Raw genomic sequence first — 19125 nt, 5'->3', positions numbered from 1 at the left:
TTAAATAATATTTAACCCAAAAAATACTTAACCCAAAAAAACATTTAACATAACTGAAAAAACAGAATACTCAAGTATTATAAAAACTTCAAATAATAAAAAATAGTTATCAAAACCGATAACTATTTTTTATTAAAGATAATACCTTTGATTAATAAAGTAAATAGTATTATAATATTTAATAATATAAATATAATTTACAATTATAAGGTAATATAATAAATAGTATGTTATAAGGAGAAATATTTTGGAAAGAAAAATAGGAATAATAGCTAATAATATTGAAATTAAGGAAACAATAGAAAAATTATATGGTGACCAAGTAAAAGAGGGTAAAATTATAATTGATTTATTAGATCCAGACAAAATTTATGAGCAAGGTAAATTGTTGGAGAAAAAGGGTATTAAAGCTATAATTGCTAGAAGTGGTGGCTATCTTCATTCTATTAGTAATGTTGAAATACCAGTCATACAACTGAAAACCTCCACACTTGATATTTTACATGCTATTAAAACTGCTAAAAAATACAATAGAGATATTGTTCTATTGATTTCTGAAATGGAAAACTTTGATTACTTGGAGTGGAAAGAGATAATAAATCATAACGTTATTATTGAAAAGTTTAGTGAGCCTGAAGAAATTGAAGGAATAATTAGTAATTATGTTCAAAAAGATGTGGTAATCGTTGGCGGCGGAATACCATGCCAAATTGCACAAAAATATAATTTGGACTTTGAATATATTAGTGCTAGTGATGACTCAATACATGATGCAATATCTAGTGCTTGGGAAATTGTAGATAGTTTATATGAACAGAAATATAAAAACGAGGTACTTAATACAACTCTCGAAGGTGTGCATGATGCTGTACTGGCGGTTGATAGATATGGAAAAATTATTTTATACAATGGTCGTGCTAATGAATTGTTAAAAAAAGATGGAGCTTATGTTTTGGAAAAACAATTGAAAGAGGTTTTTCCTGAATTAGGGTTCATGATGGATGTTTTAAATGATCGAACTAACAAATATAATGAAATAATTCGGATTAAAAAAATTGTTGTTGCAGCAAATATTTCATTATTAGAAATCGATGATCAAATTTTAGGAGTTTTGTGTTCATTTCAAGATATAACGAAGTTGCAAAACTTAGAAAGAAAGATAAGATATGAACTAAATAAAAAGAAACTGGTTGCTCGATATAAATTTGAAGATATTATTGCTAATGACCAGATTATGAAGGATTTATTAGCAAGGGCGGTTAAAGTGAGCATGAGTGATAGTACTGCAATGATGTATGGGGAAAGTGGTACAGGAAAAGAAATGATAGCTCAAAGCATACATAATTTAGGTGAAAGAAAATCTGAACCGTTTGTAGCTATAAATTGTGCTGCACTTACTGAAAGCTTGCTTGAAAGTGAACTATTTGGTTATGAAGAGGGTGCATTCACTGGAGCAAGAAAGGGAGGCAAATCAGGTTTATTCGAGTTAGCACATGGAGGTACTATATTTCTAGATGAAATAAATAGTATATCTATAAATCTTCAAACAAAACTTTTGCGTGTTCTAGAAGAAAAAGAAGTAATGCGAATAGGGTCTGATTATGTAATACCACTTGATGTAAGGATATTGGCAGCTTCAAATGAAGAATTATTAGGGAAAATGAAAGATGGAAGTTTTAGACGAGATTTGTTTTATAGATTAAGTGTAATAGAACTTCGAATACCACCTTTAAGGGAGAGAAAAAAAGATATTATTCCTATTTTTGATTACTATTTATCAGAATATTCAAAAGACTATGAAATTCCTGAAATTGATGATAAATTAAAAGATAGGTTACTTAGTTATTCTTGGCCTGGAAATGTTAGAGAGTTAAAAAATATTGTTCAAAGATATATTATATTTGGTGAATTTGAATTTAATGAGGGCGAAGAGTTCAGTGGTGAATTTAACGCTAATGATGAATATCATCTTTTTGAAAATAAAAAACAAAAAATTAGTAGTGCTGTGCTAGATAGCAACATATCCATGGATTTGAAAAAAATAAATAGATTCGTAGAGATGAAAGTAATTGATATGCTAGAAAATCAAGGTATGTCAAAAAATGATATTGCAAATGTTCTAGGCATTAGTAGAGCATCGTTGTGGAATAAAAGTAATCCTAAGAATCAATAAGTAGTAAAAAATAAAAAATAATTGCTTCTAGGAGTTTTTAGCTTATTATTAAGCTTTAGAAATGTCTAAAAACATAAACAAAACGTCTAAAAAACAAAACATAATTATGAACAAATGCCTTTTAATACGTATAAAACACAGTATTAGAGGCATTTGTTTTTTTTGGCACAGTTATTGCTAAATAATATTAACAACAGAACATTATCATCTAAGGAAATATATTTATTATTAGTATTATTCACATCGGCTGTAAAATAAATATAAAATTAAGGAGTTAAAATATGAAAAAATTAATGACAGGAAATGAAGCAATTGCACGTGGTGCATATGAAGCAGGGGTTAGGTATGCTTCTGCTTATCCAGGAACACCAAGTACTGAAATATTAGAAAATGTTGCGCTTTATAAGGATGATATTTTAGCAGAATGGGCAAATAATGAAAAGGTTGCGTTAGAAGCAGCTATAGGGGCTTCAATGGCAGGCGCAAGAGCGTTGGCATCTATGAAACATGTAGGTGTAAATGTTGCTGCAGATCCATTGTTTACAGTTTCATATACAGGGGTATATGGAGGAATGGTTTTAGTTTCAGCAGATGAACCAGGACAGCACTCATCACAAAATGAACAAGATAACAGAAACTATGCAAAGTTTGCAAAGATTCCTATGCTAGAACCTTCTGATTCTCAAGAATCAAAAGATATGACTAAGGTAGCATTTGATATAAGTGAAAAATATAATACACCAGTTTTAATTAGAATGACCACAAGAGTATGTCACTCAAAAGGAACTGTTGAATGTCTTGATAGAGAAGAAAAAGCAATCATAGAATATAAAAAAGATATAAATAAATATGTAACTGTCCCTGCTGTTGCAAGAAAATTAAGAGTAAAGGTAGAAGAAAGACAAAAAGAATTATTAGAATTTTCAAACAGTACAGAGTTGAATTATATGGAATGGAACGATACTAAAGTGGGCGTTATATCTTCTGGAGTATGTTACAGTTATGCAAAAGAGGTGTTTGGAAATACGGCATCATATTTAAAGTTAGGATATACACAACCTCTTCCAACTGAGAAAATAAAAGAGTTTTGTTCAAAAGTTGAAAAAATATATGTTATTGAAGAAAATGATCCTTATATAGAAGAACAGGTAAGGGTACTAGGATTTGAATGTTACGGGAACAATTTATTCCCTGCCTATGGAGAAATGTTGCCAGAAGTTATTAGACAAGCGGTGTTTGGAGAAATAAAACCAAATGTAGAGTATGATGAAAAAGAAGTGGTATCAAGACCACCGACACTTTGTGCCGGCTGTCCTCACAGAGGTTTCTATCATGAATTAGGCAAAAGAAAAAATGTATTGATGTCAGGTGATATTGGATGTTATTCTTTAGCTTTTTCCGAGCCTTACAATGCAGTTGATCAAAATATATGTATGGGGTCAAGTATAAGCGTTGGTCATGGTGCTCAACAAGTTTTTAACATGAATGAAAACAATAAGATGAGAGTTGTTTCTTGTCTTGGAGACTCAACATTTTTCCATACAGGAATAAATTCATTAATTGATGTTATTTACAATAACAGTAATACAGTTAATGTAATTCTTGATAACCGTATAACAGGTATGACTGGACATCAGGAAAACCCAGGTTCAGGGTATACATTACAAGGGGAGAAAACTGTTGAATTAGATATTGAAGCAATAGTTAAGGCTTTAGGATTTAAGAATGTTATCACAATTAATCCAAATGATTTAAAAGCAGTTAAACATGCACTTGATTGGGCTCTTAGTCTTGATGAACCATCAGTAATCATAACAAGGTGGCCATGTGTGTTAAAGAAATTTTCTCCAGAGGATAAAGAAGAATTCAGCACTGCGTTTAAATCTAAATGTATAGTAGATGAGGAAAAGTGTATAGGCTGCAAGGCATGTATAAGAACTGGATGTCCTGCTATATCCTTTGATAAAATAAGTAAAAAATCAAAAATAGATCAAGATTCATGTGTAGGCTGTGAAGTATGTCTTCAAGTATGTCCTGTAAAAGCTATAAGAAAGGTGGAAGCATAAATGACAAATAATATTTTATTAGTAGGAGTAGGCGGTCAAGGTACAATACTTGCAAGTAAGCTTTTAACAATTGGCCTTTTGGAATCAGGCTATGATGTAAAAATGAGTGAAATTCATGGTATGTCTCAAAGAGGTGGCTCTGTATCGTCTCATGTAAGGTATGGTGATAAGGTGGAATCTCCAGTTATTGAGTTAGGAGGAGCAGATATCTTAGTATCATTTGAAAAAATGGAAGCCTTGAGATATTTGAATTATTTGAAACCTAATGGTATAGTTGTTGTAAATGATTTTGAAATAAATTCAATGCCAATACTTTCTGGAAAATTAGACTATCCTGAAAATGCTGTAGAAGTACTAAAAAGCAAAGCTAAAACAATTGTAATTGATGGGGCAAAAGAAGCTGAGACTATTGGTAATTCTAAAGTTATGAATGTTATATTGCTTGGAACAATAATTAAATCAATGAAACTTGAAGATATTGATTGGGATAAAATTTTAAGAGATAATATAAAGCCAAAATTAATTGATATTAATTTAAAGGCCTTAGAAGTAGGTATGAATTTAGTTTAATTTAAATTAGTGCTGCATAATGTGTTATGCAGCACTATATTAATAGGAGGCAGAGATTGAAAAAAGGTGATTTTATATGGATTGCTTCATTGCTAGTATGGGTAGTAGTGCTAGTAACTCCCATTTCAAGAGAAGCATTTCTAGTATTTACCAGCTCCCATCCATATTTGGGTGGATTTATAAAATTTTCAATATTGGCAACAATGGGCGATTTGTTAGGGGTAAGGTTGGTAAAGGGCGAATACATTATCCCAAAAGGAATAATTTATAGAATAATAGTTTGGGGAATTATTGGTATGATGATTTCTCTTGTGTTTACAATTTTTATGGGAGGCTCTTTAATTGCCCAAAAATCTGGGTTGCTACCATTTGTAAATAGTGCTTTAGCTCAAGCATTTTTTGGTAGTACAGTAATGAATTTAACCTTTGGACCAATGATGATGGTTTTTCACAGATTTATGGATTTATATATTGATGCAAAGTATGAAAAATTGGGTAAAATAAACTTAAGTATCTTAGTTGATAGAGTTGATTGGCATTCGCTAGTTGAGTTTAGTTGGGTAAAAACATGTACAATGTTTTGGATACCAGTTCATACAGCCGTCTTTTTATTACCATCAGAGTATAGAGTTTTAGCTTCTGCTTTTCTTTCTATTGCTTTAGGAATGCTTTTAGCATTAGCAAAAAAAGGAAAAATCGAAAAGCTAGTCTAAAAAGTGTATTTTAGAAAATATTATTTGTTATTTCATAAAGTGTAAATTGTTATCATAGCATTCATTATATAATTATCTATTTATGCCGATATACATTAAGATTCAAAAAAAATTAATAAAAAAGAATAAAATTGGCAATAATAGTAATAATAATTTTATTTTAAGGGAGAATGTTATGAATGAATTTGAAAAAATAAAGAAAATGTATGATGAAGGCTACAGGTGCATTATGTATGACGATTCCAAAGATGGAGATATGAGTATATATTTTAAGAATTTTGAAAGCGAAGCTTCTGAGGCTATGAGAGTTAGTGGTTTTGAAGAAAAGATGAAAATTAAAAGTTTTGTTAATAATAGTTCAATGAAATAATTATATTATATAAGAAAGGCGGGCATATGCTCGCCTTATTTGATGTATTTAATATCTTGTAAAGTTTTACCTACTAATGTATAATATAATAAATAAAAGATCGGGAGGATGATGGTGTGAACGCAGCAGATAAAATATTTATAGAAAATTGCAAGGAAATTTTACAAAATGGCGTTTGGGATAATGAATATGATGTTAGACCTAGATGGGAAGATGGAACTCCTGCTCATACAATAAAGAAATTCGGAATAGTTAATAGATATAATTTAGAAGAAAGCTTTCCAATTTTAACATTGAGAAAAACAAACTTTAAAGCGGCAGTTGATGAATTGTTGTGGATTTGGCAGAAGAAGTCTAATAATGTTAATGATTTAGATAGTCATATTTGGGATTCATGGGCTGATGGTACTGGTTCTATTGGCAAGGCGTATGGATATCAATTAGGAATAAAGCACAAATATAAAGAAGGAGAATTTAACCAAGTAGATAGAGTAATTTATGATCTTAAAAATAATCCTTATAGCAGGAGAATTTTGACTAACATATATAATTTTGAAGATCTACATGAAATGCATTTGTATCCATGTGCTTACAGCATGACATTTAATGTGTCAGGAAATAAATTAAATGCTATACTTAATCAGCGATCACAGGACATGCTTGCAGCCAATAACTGGAATGTAGTGCAATATTCAATATTAGTACATATGATGGCACAGATAAGCGGTTTAGAAGCTGGTGAGTTAGTACATGTTATAGCTGATGCACATATATACGACAGACATGTTCCTATTATTGAAGAATTAATAAAAAACAAATCTTTTGATGCACCTAAAATTGAGGTAGATAAAAACATAACTGATTTTTATGACTTTAAAGTTGATAGTTTTAAACTTATTGACTATAAATTTAATCCAGTTAAAATTAAAGTACCTATTGCAGTGTAAAAGAGGAGAAATTATGAAATTAATAGTAGCAGTTGCTAGTGACTGGGGAATAGGATTTGATGGTGATTTATTGTTTGATCTTCCTGACGACATGGCATTTTTTAGAAATACAACAAAAAATAAAATTGTTGTTATGGGTAGACCTACTTTATTGTCATTTCCAGGTGGAAATCCATTGAAAAATAGAACAAATATTGTTTTAACAAGAGATGAAAAATTTAAAAAAGAAGGTTGCATTATATGCAATTCAACTGATGAATTGTTTGAAGAATTGAAAAAATATGATAGTGATGATGTTTTTATTATTGGTGGAGGAAAGATTTATAATGAACTCTATCCATATTGTGAAGAGGCATATATTACAAAGGTTAATGCAACTGCTAAGGCAGACACATATTTACACAATTTTGACGATGATGCAAACTGGAAATTAGTTTTCAAATCAGAAAAGCATATTAATAATGGTATAGAGTTTACATTTAATACATATAAGAATATGAGACCAATACAAAAGTAGAAATTAATGGGTTAGCATTTTATGCTAACCCTACAACATAGAATATATTTATTCTAAAGCTTGAAAACGTTACTAATTGGAGATGATTTTATTAATAAATTAAAGACTACTTTAACAGCTGCTATATGCATAGCGCTTGCAGCACAAGTAAACTTTCAATTATTTGCACCTGGATTTATGATATCGTTAGCTCCTATTATATTGCCTATAATGCTGTATTTTAACAGAGATTATAACCCAGTAATAATAGCATTTTCAGCAGGAATTATATCTTCTTTATACCGAGGGCTTATATTATTTGTTAGTAGTAATATAGATAATATTTTCGAAGTTATTTATGCTGATGCGCTGTTTTATTTTGCGTATGGAATTTTGTTTCTTTTTCTATATGGGAATAAATCTAAATCAACGCTTACGAACTTTTTTGCAGCAACAGTTATAAGCGACTATTTTTCAAATCTATTAGAAGTAAGCGTAATGCTACATTTTAAAAATTTTCAACTTGAAATTTTTAAAACACTAATTATCGTTGCTTTTATAAGGGCTACTATTGCAGTCTTTGTGATTCTTTTATCACGCTATTACAATTTTTTACTAAGGCGTGAGGAGCATGAAGAAAGATATAGAAAACTTATTTTGATCACTTCAAATGTTAAAAGTGAAATATATTTTATGAATAAAAATAATCTTCAAATTGAAGATGTTATGAAAAAAGCATATTATCTTTATAAAGCGTTATCCTTAGAGAAATATCCAGAGAATTTAAGAGTAACATCTTTAGATGTAGCAAAAGATGTACATGAAATCAAAAAAGATTATATAAGTATAATTAAAGGGTTAGAAGAACAATTTAATGATAGTAATGATATCGTTCAAATGAATATTAAAGATATTATAAATATAGTGAGTGATGAAATTAGAGAATTTATTAGAAGTAATAAATTAAAAGTATATATTGATTTTAAAATACATAATAATTTTAATGTTAGCAATCACTATTATCTAGTAACTGTATTGAGAAATTTAATATATAACAGCATTGAAGCAAGAGAAAGTAAAAAAACCGAATACATAAATGTTGATATTAATAAATACAGGGACGAATGTGTTTTTATTGTATCTGATAATGGGACAGGTATTAGGACAGAGGATATAAACTACATATTTAATGCAGGGTTTTCTACTAAATTCAAAGAGCAAACAGGAGATATTTGCCGAGGAATAGGTTTGGCGCATGTTAAAGGTATAGTTGATGAAGTTTTTAAAGGTACAATTACAGTTGAATCGCAGGTTGGGATAGGAACTAAATTTACTGTTAAAATAAATCAAGATGAAATGGAGCGTGTTTCCAAATGAAATTTTATATTGTAGATGACGATATAAATGTAATAAGGATTTTGAGTAATGTTATTGAAAAAAATAATTCATTTGAAATTATAGGAAGCGCTACTAATGGAGAAAAAGCTTTTAAAGAAATACTTGTAATGAAACCAAATATAGTGCTTGTAGATTTACTTATGCCAATAATGGACGGAAATACTCTAGTAAAGGAACTTAAATCTATTAATCCACAGCTTTCATTTATTATGATATCACAAGTTTTAGATAGTCAACTTCGTTCAGAATCATATGAATCTGGAATTGAATTTTTTATTACAAAACCTATAAATATAATAGAAGTGGAAAGAGTTGTTTCAACGGTTGCAGAAAAAATAGAATTAGATAATACTTTATCTAACATTAAAAAAATATTCCAATCTACAGGAAAGCAAAGCAGATGTAAAAATGAACATTATACAATAAAAATAAAAAATATTTTAGGTATTTTAGGTATGCTTGGAGAAAAGGGTACAAATGATATAATTAAAATCACCTTATACCTTCTTGAAAACGATATCAGTTTTATTGATTATGATTTTGTTTCCTTAGAAAATAGACTAGGTGATAGTACTAGAATAGTAAAACAAAGAGTAAGAAGAGCAATAAAAAATGGACTTACTAATATTGCAAACTTGGGAGTAAATGATTACAGTAACGATGTTTTTCATGTTTATGCAAATATCCTATTTGATTTTTCAAGTGTTAAAGCAGAAATGGACTGGATAACAGGAAAGAAGAATAAAAGAGGTAAAATTTCACTAAATAAATTTTTCGAAGGTTTGATTCATATATGCCAAACAGAGTAAAGACTGGTATAAAGCCAAAAAACATAGTTTGAGAAGAAATGTATAAAAGTTTTATATGTTTTTTCTTTTTTTTGATTTCTTTTGATTTTTTTTGAAAACGTTACATATATTAATTATATGGAAATATTTTGTTTTTATATTTATTAAAATAATTAAGAATAAAATTAGGAGGGTATTATTTATGAGAAGAAAAGTATTATCATTAATTAGTGTGTTGCTTATTTTCACACTGATGTTAACAGGCTGCGGAGGCAGTGGAAGCACATCTGGTGCATCAAGTGATGTAATTAAAATTGGTTGGATAGGTTCTTTAACAGGTGACCAAGCAGTTTGGGGAACATGTGAAAGCAATACTATAAAAATGCTAATTGAACAAGTTAATGCTGATGGTGGAATTTTAGGTAAACAAGTTGAAGGTATATACTATGATACAAAAGGTGATGCAGCTGAAGCTGTTAACGCAGTTAAAAGATTGATCTCTCAAGATAAAGTAGTAGCAATTTTAGGACCTAATGCCAGCGGACAGGCACTAGCTATTTCTTCAGTTCTAGATCAATACAAGGTATCTGATATTGCTACGGTTGCTACAAACCCTAAAGTTACAGTTAACGAGGATGGTTCAGTAAAAAAATATAACTTTAGAGTATGTTTTATAGACCCATATCAGGGGGCGGTTGCAGCTGGATATGCATATGACAAGCTTGGACTTAAAAATGCTGCCATACTATATGATGTAGCAAGTGATTATTCTCAAGGATTTACTGAATTCTTTGAGAAAACATTTACAGAAAAAGGTGGTAAGATTGTAGCAAAAGAAGGATTTAAAGAAGGCGATGTTGATTTTAGACCACAATTAAGTAAAATTAAAGAAGCTAATCCTGATGTTATATTGATGCCTTACTACTACAAAGAAGTTGCATTAAGTGCAAATCAAGCAAGAGACCTTGGAATAGAAGCTACACTAATCGGTGGAGACGGATGGCCTTCAGATCAACTTATGACAATGGCTAAGGATGCTATTGAGGGAAGCTATGTAGTAAACCACTTAGACTTTAATGATCCAGATGTTAAACCTTTGCAGGATGCATATAAAGCTAAATATGATTTACCAATGGAATTAAACGGATATATGGCACATGATGCATTTTTGTTGTTAGAAGCTGCTATAAAAGATGCTAATAGTGCTGATCCTGAAAAAATAACAGAATCCTTGACAAAAGTTTCTGTAGAAGGTGTTACAGGAACAATCAAAATAAGCCCTGACACTCATAATCCAGATGGGAAAGAAGCTGCCATAGTAAGAATAGAGAGCGGAGATTACATATTCCAAGAAAAATATGGTGTTAAATAGTAAAAGTTAACTTAAGGCGGGCAAATACCCGCCTTTGTTGAAATAACGACAGGAGGTAAAATATTGAGCTATTTATTACAACAAATTATAAATGGATTGTCAATAGGTAGTGTTTATGCACTCATGGCAGTCGGATACTCTCTCGTATATAGTATATTGAACTTTTCTAATTTCGCTCACGGTGGAGTTATTATGATTGGTGCATATATAGGATACTTTTGTCTAACTATGTTAAAGGTACCATTTTATATTGCGTTTATTTTATCAGCTTTAGGAGCAGGCTTGTTGGCAGTTAGTATGGAAAAGGTAGTGTATAGACCTCTTAGGAAAAGAAATGCACCGTTTTTATATTTTATTATTTCTGCTATGGGAGCATCTATATTCTTAGAAAATATTGTAATAGCAAGTCCTATTGGACCAACATTTAGAACTTACCCACCAATATTTTCAACAGAACCAATTATGTTAGGACCTGTAGCATTGGGCAGAATTGATTTATTAATGTTTATTATTTCCGCAATAAGTTTGATTGCATTAATTTACATAATAGAGAAAACTAAGATAGGTTTATCAATTAGAGCAACATCTTATAGTGTAAAAGGAAGCACTTTAATGGGTGTAAATGTAGATCAAGTAATATTTATTATATTTATTATGGGTGGAATTTTAGCAGGAATAGCGGGAATGTTATTTGGAATGAAGTACACAGTATATCCCCAAATAGGTAATATTACTACAAAATCATTTATTGCAGCGGTGTTTGGTGGACTAGGAAGCTTACCCGGCGCAGTATTTGGTTCAATACTTCTTGGAATAATAGAAACTATGACATCTGGATACTTATCATCACAATATAGAGACTTAATCGCATTTGCATTGTTAATATTTGTTTTAGTAGTGAAGCCTACAGGATTGATGGGTAAATCTACTGAAGATAAGGCATAGGAGGGATTATATGAGTTGGATTTATATTTCAGGAATACTTATTCTTTCAGGAATAAACTTATTAACAGTACTAGGATTATCCCTTTTAACAGGATTCACAGGATTGTTTTCTTTTGGTCATGCAGGTTTTATGGCTATAGGTGCATATATAGCTGCAACTGCAACTGTTAAGATGGGAATATCATTTATTCCAGCCCTCTTAGCAGGTGGATGTGGTGCTATGATAGCAGGATTATTAATTGGTAAACTAACATTAAATTTAAAGGGAGATTATTTTTGCATTGCTACACTTGGATTTGGCGAAGCTATAAGGCTTATATTAGATAATATCAAATACTTTGGTGGAGCAAGAGGTCTTCCTAATATATATCCTCATACAAATTTAACAGTTGTTATTATTATAGACATAATAGCTATTGTTGTTTTAGTGTTTATTATTAAATCAAGACATGGAAGAAATATGGTTGCAATAAGAGAAGAAGAAATGGCATCTCAAGTAATAGGTATAGATGTATTTAAATATAAATTAATGTCTCTTGCGATAAGTGCTCTTTATGCAGGTATAGCGGGAGGACTATTAGCACATTATCTGGGATATATACAGCCTATAATGTTCAAGATGGTTAAATCTACAGAACTCACCATAATAGTTATATTTGGTGGACTTGGAAGCGTGTCAGGAAGTGTAGTTGGAGCACTTTTATTAACGTTCTTACCAGAAATATTAAGGAGTTTCTATGAATGGAGACTTGTTGTTTATGGAGCCGCAGTAATTTTAATAATGATTACTAGACCTCAGGGACTTATGGGTGGAAAGGAATTTAGCTTTAAGGGAATTGCAAGGATATTTAGAAAATTTAAAAATAAAAGTAAAAATAAAAAAGAGGGGGTAAAGCTATGAGTGTACTTTCTCTAAAAAATGTTACAAAAAAATTCGGAGGATTAACTGCTGTTGGAAATGTTAGCTTTAACATTGAAGAAGGTGAAATATTTGGTTTGATAGGACCTAATGGGGCAGGTAAAACTACAATTTTTAATTTAATAACAGCTATTTATAACCTGACAGAGGGTGAAATAACTTTTTATGGACAAAAACTTGAAAAGCTAAAGCCTTTTCAAATAGCTAATATGGGAATAACAAGAACATTTCAAAACATTAGGTTGTTCAAAAAGCTTAGCACTTATGATAATGTGCTAACAGCATGTCACAAATCAGCAGATTATGGAATTTTTAGTTCTATTGTAAGGTTTGGAAAATTTAAAAAACAAGAAAAAGAATTAAATGAAAAAACTGTTGAATTATTAAAACTTATGGGGTTATGGGAATATAAAGATATGGTTGCATCAAATTTGCCGTATGGACTTCAAAGAAAGCTTGAAATAGCAAGAGCATTAGCACTTAACCCGAAACTTTTATTGCTTGATGAGCCAGCAGCAGGGATGAATCCAGAGGAAACAATACAGCTAATGGAATTAATTAGAGAAATAAGGGATAAATTTGATTTAACAGTATTAATAATAGAACATCATATGGACTTAATAATGGGAGTTTGTGATGAAATATTTGTTCTTAACTTTGGTATTCCGTTAGCACAAGGAACTCCGATGGAAATACAAGGTAATAAGAGTGTTGTAGAGGCTTACCTTGGAAAAGAGGAGGAAAATCATGCTGAGGGTTAAAAATTTAAATGTTTTTTATGGTGGAATACATGCGTTAAAAGGCGTTTCAATAGATGTGGAAAAAGGAAAAATAGTATCTATTATAGGATCAAATGGTGCAGGCAAATCCACACTTATTAATTCAATATGTGGTATTGTTAAATATAAAGATGGTGATATTTTATATAAAAATGAAAAACTACCTAAACAGGCACATAAAATAGTAAAATCAGGGATTTGTCAAGTACCAGAAGGAAGGATCATATTTGCTAATTTGACTGTAACTGAAAATTTGCAAATGGGAGCTTTTTTAAGGAATGACAAGCAAGGCATACAAAAAGATATGAAAAGGGTATTTGAATTATTTCCAAGGCTAGAAGAAAGAGAAACTCAAATAGCAGGAACGCTTTCAGGGGGAGAACAGCAAATGCTAGCAATGGGAAGAGGATTAATGTCTAATCCTGACTTGATTTTGCTTGATGAACCTTCTTTGGGACTTGCTCCTCTTTTAATAAACACTATATTTGATATTATACTTGAAATAAAGGAAATGGGAAAAACAATTTTGTTAGTAGAACAAAATGCTTTTAAGGCATTGTCTATATCGGATACCGCATATGTTTTAGAACAGGGTACAATTACGGCTCAAGGAGATGCAAAGATATTAATTAAGGATGAAAAAATACAAGAAGCATATCTTGGTAAGAAAAAAGTTGAAATAAAATAAATTATAAAAAACTTATTAAAATGTACCCTATAGAATAGACAATGTAAAAAAGTCTACCCTATAGGGTATGTATGTATAATAAGAAAATTTTTCGTATAAAAACAAAAAAATATTAAAAAAAACTTGATTAATTCTATTTGAATGATAAAATAAGAACTATATTATTTTTAAGGGGACATAACATATGGAGTTAATTAGGACAGGAATAAAAGATAAAAAAAGAATTGTTATAAAAGTTGGAACATCAACCCTCACACATAGCACAGGAAGTCTTAATTTAAGAATTATGGATAAGCTGGCGATGGTATTAAGTGATATTAAAAAAAATGACACGGAAATTATTCTAGTAACATCTGGTTCAATAACTGCTGGTGTATCTAAACTCGGTTTAAATGAAAGGCCTAAATCTGTTAAAGAAAGACAGGCTGCAGCTTCTGTTGGTCAGTGCGAGCTTATGTTTACTTATGATAAGCTTTTTTCACAGTATGGTCAAATGGTTTCACAAATTCTTTTAACGAGAGCAATAACTGACAATGATTTATATAGAAACAATATAATAAATACTTTTGAAACTCTTTTAACATATGGTGTTATTCCAATTGTAAATGAAAATGATACTGTTGCCGTTGATGAACTTGTATATGGAGATAATGACACATTGTCAGCAGTTACAGCAAAGTTAGTAAAAGCTGATATGCTTATAATATTAAGTGATATCGATGGTTTTTATGATAAAAATCCTCAGTTGAATGAAAATGCAAAATTAGTACCTGTAGTAGAAGAAATTACATTAGAAATTGAAAATTCAGCAGGTGATTCACAAAGCTTAGTTGGAACAGGTGGCATGTCTACAAAAATTTCTGCTGCTAAAATTGCAGTTAACGCTGGAATTGATATGGTTATTTGTAATGGTAAACATCCAGAATCATTGTATGATATACTTGAAGGTAAACAAGTTGGAACTATATTTAGAGGAAAGAAGGTTAAATCTATATGAATGAATTGATTGTAAAAGGTGAAAACGCTAAAGCTGCTTCATATCAGCTTATGAACATTTCAACAGAAATAAAAAATAATGCATTAAAAAGAATATCAGATAATTTAGTATCCCACTCTGCAGAAATTATAGAAAAAAATCAGATAGATATTACAAATTCAAGAAATAATGGAATGAATGAATCTATGATTGACAGGCTAATGTTGAATGAAGATAGAATCAAGTCTATTGCAGAAGGTGTTAACAAGATTGCTGACCTTGATGATCCAGTTGGAGAGGTTCTGCATATGATTAAGAGGCCAAATGGCCTTGTAATAGGACAAAAAAGAGTACCTTTAGGAGTAATTGGGATAATTTATGAATCAAGACCTAATGTAACTGTTGATGCAGCTGCACTGTGTCTTAAATCTTCCAACTCAGTAATGCTTAGAGGTTCGAAAGATGCAATTAATTCTAATAAAGAAATTGTTAAAATACTAAAGTTGTCATTAAAAGAGTTAGGTATAAATGAAGGTGCTATAGAACTTATAGAAGATACATCTAGAGAAACGGCTGCAGGTTTTATGAAGTTAAACGACTATCTAAATGTTTTAATTCCAAGAGGCGGTGCAGGGCTTATTAAAACAGCAGTTGAAAATGCAACGGTTCCTGTAATTCAAACTGGAACTGGAAATTGTCACATATATGTTGATGAATATGCAAATTTTGATATGGCATATGATATACTAATAAATGCAAAAACATCAAGAGTATCTGTTTGCAATTCTTGTGAAAGCCTTCTAGTTCATAGAAATATTAAAGATGAATTTTTACCTGACGCTATAAAAAAACTAAGAGAAAAAAATGTTGAAGTAAGAGGATGCGAAGAAACAATTAAAATATGTAAAGATGTAATATTAGCTACTGAAGGGGATTATGGCAAAGAATTTCTTGATTATATAATCTCTGTTAAGGTTGTTGATGACTTAGATACGGCAGTTAAACATATAAATAAATATGGAACAGGACATTCTGAGTCAATAATAACGGAAAGCTACACTAATTCACAAAAGTTCTTAAATGAAGTTGATGCGGCAGCGGTTTATGTAAATGCATCAACAAGATTTACAGATGGTTTTGAGTTTGGGTTTGGAGCTGAGATAGGGATTAGTACTCAAAAAATTCATGCTAGAGGCCCTATGGGTTTAAAAGAACTTACAACTACCAAATACATCATATATGGAAATGGTCAAATAAGATAAATATAGGGGTTAGCATGTCATGCTAACCCCTTAAAATTTATTTATTCTTTATAGCAGCCTGTGCTGCTGATAATCTTGCAACTGGAACTCTAAAAGGTGAACAAGATACATAGCTTAATCCAGTTTTATGGAAAAATTCTATTGAAGCAGGATCTCCGCCGTGTTCACCGCATACACCCATGTGCATGTTTGGTTTTACTTGTTTACCAAGTTTAACTGACATTTCAACTAATTTACCAACCCCAACTTGGTCTATGCTTTGGAATGGATCAACTTCTAATATACCAACTTCTTTATAAGCTGAAATGAATTTTCCAGCATCATCTCTAGAATATCCAAATGTCATTTGAGTTAAATCATTAGTTCCAAATGAGTAGAAATCGGCATATTGCGCAATTTCGTCTGATGTTACACAAGCTCTTGGAATTTCAATCATTGTACCTATTAGGTATTTTAAATCAGAATTTTTTTCTTCTTTTACCTTTTCAGCAGTTTCTATTATTAATTCTCTTAAAACTTCAAGTTCTTCTTTTTTACCTACTAAAGGTACCATTATTTCAGGTACTATATCTATATTTTCTTCAGAAGATACTTCAATTGCAGCTTCAATAATAGCTCTTGCTTGCATTCTAGCAATTTCTGGATAAGTAATAGCAAGTCTACATCCTCTATGACCAAGCATTGGATTAAATTCTTGTAAACTTTGGATTATATCCTTTAGCTTAGAAATTGGAACATGCATTTCTTTAGAAAGCTCAATTATATCTTCTTCATCATGAGGTATGAACTCATGTAATGGCGGGTCAAGAAGTCTGATTGTTGCTGGTCTTGGTCCCATTATTTTATATAACTGTTTGAAGTCGTTTTTCTGCATTGGCAATATTTCTTTTAATGCTTCTTCTCTTTGAGTAACATTATCAGAAATTATCATTTTTCTAACAGAGAAAATTCTGCTTTCTTCAAAGAACATGTGCTCAGTTCTGCAAAGGCCTATACCCTCTGCACCGAATTTTATAGCTGCGCTTGCATCTTTAGGAGTATCAGCATTAGTTCGTATTCCTAATTTTCTAAACTCATCAGCCCATTCCATTAATTTCCCAAAGGCTCCTGAGATAGCAGGCTCAACAGTTTTTATACTTCCTTGATATACATTACCAGTACTACCATCTAGAGAAATATAATCTCCTTCTGTTAGTGTTAAATCACCAACTACCATTGTTTTTTTGATTTCATCTACGTAAACAGTTTCGCATCCTGCAACACAACACTTACCCATACCTCTTGCAACAACCGCTGCATGTGATGTCATTCCACCTCTTGAAGTTAAAATACCTTTTGAAGTATTCATACCTTCTATATCTTCTGGTGATGTTTCTTTTCTTACTAATATAGTAGCTTCTCCTCTTAAAGATGCAGCAACAGATTCTTCAGCTGTGAAATATATTTTTCCAGTAGCTGCACCCGGTGAAGCAGGAAGACCTACAGCAATTGCAGTAGCATTCTTTAAATCATCAGCATCAAATCTTGGATGTAAAAGTTGATCTAGTGATTTAGGTTCTATTCTCATTACAGCTTCTTCTTTAGATATGAGACCTTCTTCCACCATTTCTACTGCGGCTCTTAATGCAGCTTCTGTTGTTCTCTTGCCTGATCTTGTTTGGAGCATATAAAGTTTACCTTGCTCGATTGTAAATTCTATATCTTGCATGTCTCTGTAATGTTGTTCGAGTATATTTGCAGTTTCAATAAATTGAGCATATATTTCTGGCATAACTTCGTTTAATTTGTCTATAGTTAATGGAGTACGAATACCTGCAACAACATCCTCGCCTTGAGCATTCATTAAAAATTCTCCAAATACTTTCTTTTCTCCTGTAGAAGGATTACGAGTAAATGCAACTCCTGTGCCTGATGTATCACCCATGTTTCCAAACACCATAGATTGAACATTAACAGCAGTACCTATGCTGTGAGGAATATCATATAGATTTCTATAAGTAATAGCTCTTGCATTATTCCATGATCTGAATACTGCTTCAACAGCCATTAGTAATTGCTTTTCAGGTTCTTGAGGAAACTCAGTTTTTGTTTCGTCCCTATATATTCTTTTAAATCTTTGAACAATGGTTTTTAAATCTTCAGTTGTTAGCTCAGTATCAAATTTATAATTATTTTTTTCTTTTATATTTTCTAGTGCATGATCGAACTTGTATTTAGGTATAGATAAAACAACATCACCAAACATTTGAATAAATCTTCTGTAGCTATCATATGCAAAACGGGTGTTGCCTGTCTTTTTTGCCATACCTTCTACAGCTATATCTGTAAGTCCTAGATTAAGTATTGTATCCATCATTCCAGGCATAGATACAGCTGCACCAGAGCGAACTGATACTAATAGTGGGTTGTTTTCATCACCAAATTTTTTACCTGTTTGTTCTTCTAACAATGTAAGATTTTCTTCTATTTGAGAAATTATTTCATCAGATAATTTTTTGCCTTGTCTGTAGAATTCTGTACAAGCTTCTGTCGTAACTGTTAGTCCAGGAGGTACTGGAAGATTTATGTTAATCATTTCGGATAAGTTAGCACCTTTTCCTCCTAATAAACTTTTTTGCGAAGCATTTCCTTCTTTAAATAAGTATACCCATTTTTTACTCATT

The 19125-nt window shown here is 31.0% G+C and carries 17 protein-coding genes; 16 read left to right on the top strand and 1 reads right to left on the bottom strand.

Going from position 1 to position 19125, the window contains the following annotated elements; translation table 11 throughout:
• Positions 1-247: 247 nt before the first annotated feature.
• From J2Z76_RS15430 to J2Z76_RS15355, 16 genes are all read left to right on the top strand, one after another.
• A complete protein-coding gene (locus tag J2Z76_RS15430; RefSeq protein WP_209512957.1) occupies positions 248-2173 on the top strand; it encodes a sigma 54-interacting transcriptional regulator in 1926 nt (641 codons plus the stop codon).
• 281 nt (positions 2174-2454) lie between these two features.
• Positions 2455-4239: an indolepyruvate ferredoxin oxidoreductase subunit alpha gene (iorA, locus tag J2Z76_RS15425; RefSeq protein WP_209512956.1), complete on the top strand. Its 1785-nt coding sequence runs from the start codon at positions 2455-2457 to the stop codon at positions 4237-4239.
• A complete protein-coding gene (locus J2Z76_RS15420) occupies positions 4240-4809 on the top strand; it encodes an indolepyruvate oxidoreductase subunit beta (protein WP_209512955.1) in 570 nt (189 codons plus the stop codon).
• A 56-nt stretch (positions 4810-4865) separates the two neighbouring features.
• Positions 4866-5522: a hypothetical protein gene (locus J2Z76_RS15415; protein ID WP_209512954.1), complete on the top strand. Its 657-nt coding sequence runs from the start codon at positions 4866-4868 to the stop codon at positions 5520-5522.
• A 175-nt stretch (positions 5523-5697) separates the two neighbouring features.
• Positions 5698-5892, top strand: coding sequence for a hypothetical protein (locus J2Z76_RS15410; RefSeq protein WP_209512953.1), 195 nt, complete (start codon positions 5698-5700; stop codon positions 5890-5892).
• A gap of 116 nt (positions 5893-6008) precedes the next feature.
• Positions 6009-6839, top strand: coding sequence for a thymidylate synthase (gene thyA, locus J2Z76_RS15405; RefSeq protein WP_209512952.1), 831 nt, complete (start codon positions 6009-6011; stop codon positions 6837-6839).
• A 13-nt stretch (positions 6840-6852) separates the two neighbouring features.
• Entirely contained in the window at positions 6853-7356 is a 504-nt protein-coding gene (locus J2Z76_RS15400; protein ID WP_209512951.1) for a dihydrofolate reductase, read from the top strand.
• Positions 7357-7416: 60 nt separating this feature from the next.
• Positions 7417-8712, top strand: coding sequence for an ATP-binding protein (locus J2Z76_RS15395; protein ID WP_209512950.1), 1296 nt, complete (start codon positions 7417-7419; stop codon positions 8710-8712).
• The gene (locus tag J2Z76_RS15390; RefSeq protein WP_209512949.1) at positions 8709-9542 is read left to right on the top strand and encodes a DNA-binding domain-containing protein; all 834 of its coding nucleotides are present in this window, start codon (positions 8709-8711) and stop codon (positions 9540-9542) included. The genes J2Z76_RS15395 and J2Z76_RS15390 overlap by 4 nt, the downstream gene beginning before the upstream one ends.
• A 181-nt stretch (positions 9543-9723) precedes the next feature.
• On the top strand, positions 9724-10893 hold the full coding sequence (locus J2Z76_RS15385; protein ID WP_209512948.1) for an ABC transporter substrate-binding protein: 1170 nt from the start codon (positions 9724-9726) through the stop codon (positions 10891-10893).
• A gap of 63 nt (positions 10894-10956) precedes the next feature.
• Positions 10957-11838 carry a branched-chain amino acid ABC transporter permease gene (locus tag J2Z76_RS15380; RefSeq protein ID WP_209512947.1) on the top strand — a complete coding sequence of 294 codons (882 nt, stop codon included), beginning with the start codon at positions 10957-10959 and terminating at the stop codon, positions 11836-11838.
• A gap of 10 nt (positions 11839-11848) precedes the next feature.
• Positions 11849-12739 carry a branched-chain amino acid ABC transporter permease gene (locus J2Z76_RS15375; protein ID WP_209512946.1) on the top strand — a complete coding sequence of 297 codons (891 nt, stop codon included), beginning with the start codon at positions 11849-11851 and terminating at the stop codon, positions 12737-12739.
• Positions 12736-13518 (top strand): ABC transporter ATP-binding protein, encoded by a 783-nt coding sequence (locus J2Z76_RS15370; RefSeq protein WP_209512945.1) that lies wholly within the window; start codon positions 12736-12738, stop codon positions 13516-13518. Before J2Z76_RS15375 ends, J2Z76_RS15370 begins: the two co-directional genes overlap by 4 nt.
• The gene (locus J2Z76_RS15365) at positions 13505-14224 is read left to right on the top strand and encodes an ABC transporter ATP-binding protein (protein ID WP_209512944.1); all 720 of its coding nucleotides are present in this window, start codon (positions 13505-13507) and stop codon (positions 14222-14224) included. Before J2Z76_RS15370 ends, J2Z76_RS15365 begins: the two co-directional genes overlap by 14 nt.
• A gap of 184 nt (positions 14225-14408) precedes the next feature.
• The gene (gene proB, locus J2Z76_RS15360) at positions 14409-15221 is read left to right on the top strand and encodes a glutamate 5-kinase (protein WP_209512943.1); all 813 of its coding nucleotides are present in this window, start codon (positions 14409-14411) and stop codon (positions 15219-15221) included.
• On the top strand, positions 15218-16462 hold the full coding sequence (locus tag J2Z76_RS15355; RefSeq protein ID WP_209512942.1) for a glutamate-5-semialdehyde dehydrogenase: 1245 nt from the start codon (positions 15218-15220) through the stop codon (positions 16460-16462). Before proB ends, J2Z76_RS15355 begins: the two co-directional genes overlap by 4 nt.
• A gap of 37 nt (positions 16463-16499) precedes the next feature.
• Here the strand turns inward: J2Z76_RS15355 and ppdK are convergent, their stop codons facing one another.
• Positions 16500-19124 carry a pyruvate, phosphate dikinase gene (gene ppdK / locus J2Z76_RS15350; protein ID WP_209512941.1) on the bottom strand — a complete coding sequence of 875 codons (2625 nt, stop codon included), beginning with the start codon at positions 19122-19124 and terminating at the stop codon, positions 16500-16502.
• Position 19125: the final 1 nt, after the last annotated feature.

It is taken from the genome of Sedimentibacter acidaminivorans, assembly GCF_017873955.1.
Classification (GTDB): domain Bacteria; phylum Bacillota; class Clostridia; order Tissierellales; family Sedimentibacteraceae; genus Sedimentibacter; species Sedimentibacter acidaminivorans.
This window is presented reverse-complemented; position numbering and strand designations above follow the sequence as displayed.

Coding starts and splice junctions, on each gene's coding strand:
- iorA (WP_209512956.1), top strand. CDS start 2,455: ATGAAAAAATTAATGACAGGAAATGAAGCAATTGCACGTGGTGCATAT.
- J2Z76_RS15420 (WP_209512955.1), top strand. CDS start 4,240: ATGACAAATAATATTTTATTAGTAGGAGTAGGCGGTCAAGGTACAATA.
- J2Z76_RS15410 (WP_209512953.1), top strand. CDS start 5,698: ATGAATGAATTTGAAAAAATAAAGAAAATGTATGATGAAGGCTACAGG.
- J2Z76_RS15400 (WP_209512951.1), top strand. CDS start 6,853: ATGAAATTAATAGTAGCAGTTGCTAGTGACTGGGGAATAGGATTTGAT.
- J2Z76_RS15390 (WP_209512949.1), top strand. CDS start 8,709: ATGAAATTTTATATTGTAGATGACGATATAAATGTAATAAGGATTTTG.
- J2Z76_RS15385 (WP_209512948.1), top strand. CDS start 9,724: ATGAGAAGAAAAGTATTATCATTAATTAGTGTGTTGCTTATTTTCACA.
- J2Z76_RS15375 (WP_209512946.1), top strand. CDS start 11,849: ATGAGTTGGATTTATATTTCAGGAATACTTATTCTTTCAGGAATAAAC.
- J2Z76_RS15370 (WP_209512945.1), top strand. CDS start 12,736: ATGAGTGTACTTTCTCTAAAAAATGTTACAAAAAAATTCGGAGGATTA.
- J2Z76_RS15365 (WP_209512944.1), top strand. CDS start 13,505: ATGCTGAGGGTTAAAAATTTAAATGTTTTTTATGGTGGAATACATGCG.
- proB (WP_209512943.1), top strand. CDS start 14,409: ATGGAGTTAATTAGGACAGGAATAAAAGATAAAAAAAGAATTGTTATA.
- J2Z76_RS15355 (WP_209512942.1), top strand. CDS start 15,218: ATGAATGAATTGATTGTAAAAGGTGAAAACGCTAAAGCTGCTTCATAT.
- ppdK (WP_209512941.1), bottom strand. CDS start 19,124: ATGAGTAAAAAATGGGTATACTTATTTAAAGAAGGAAATGCTTCGCAA.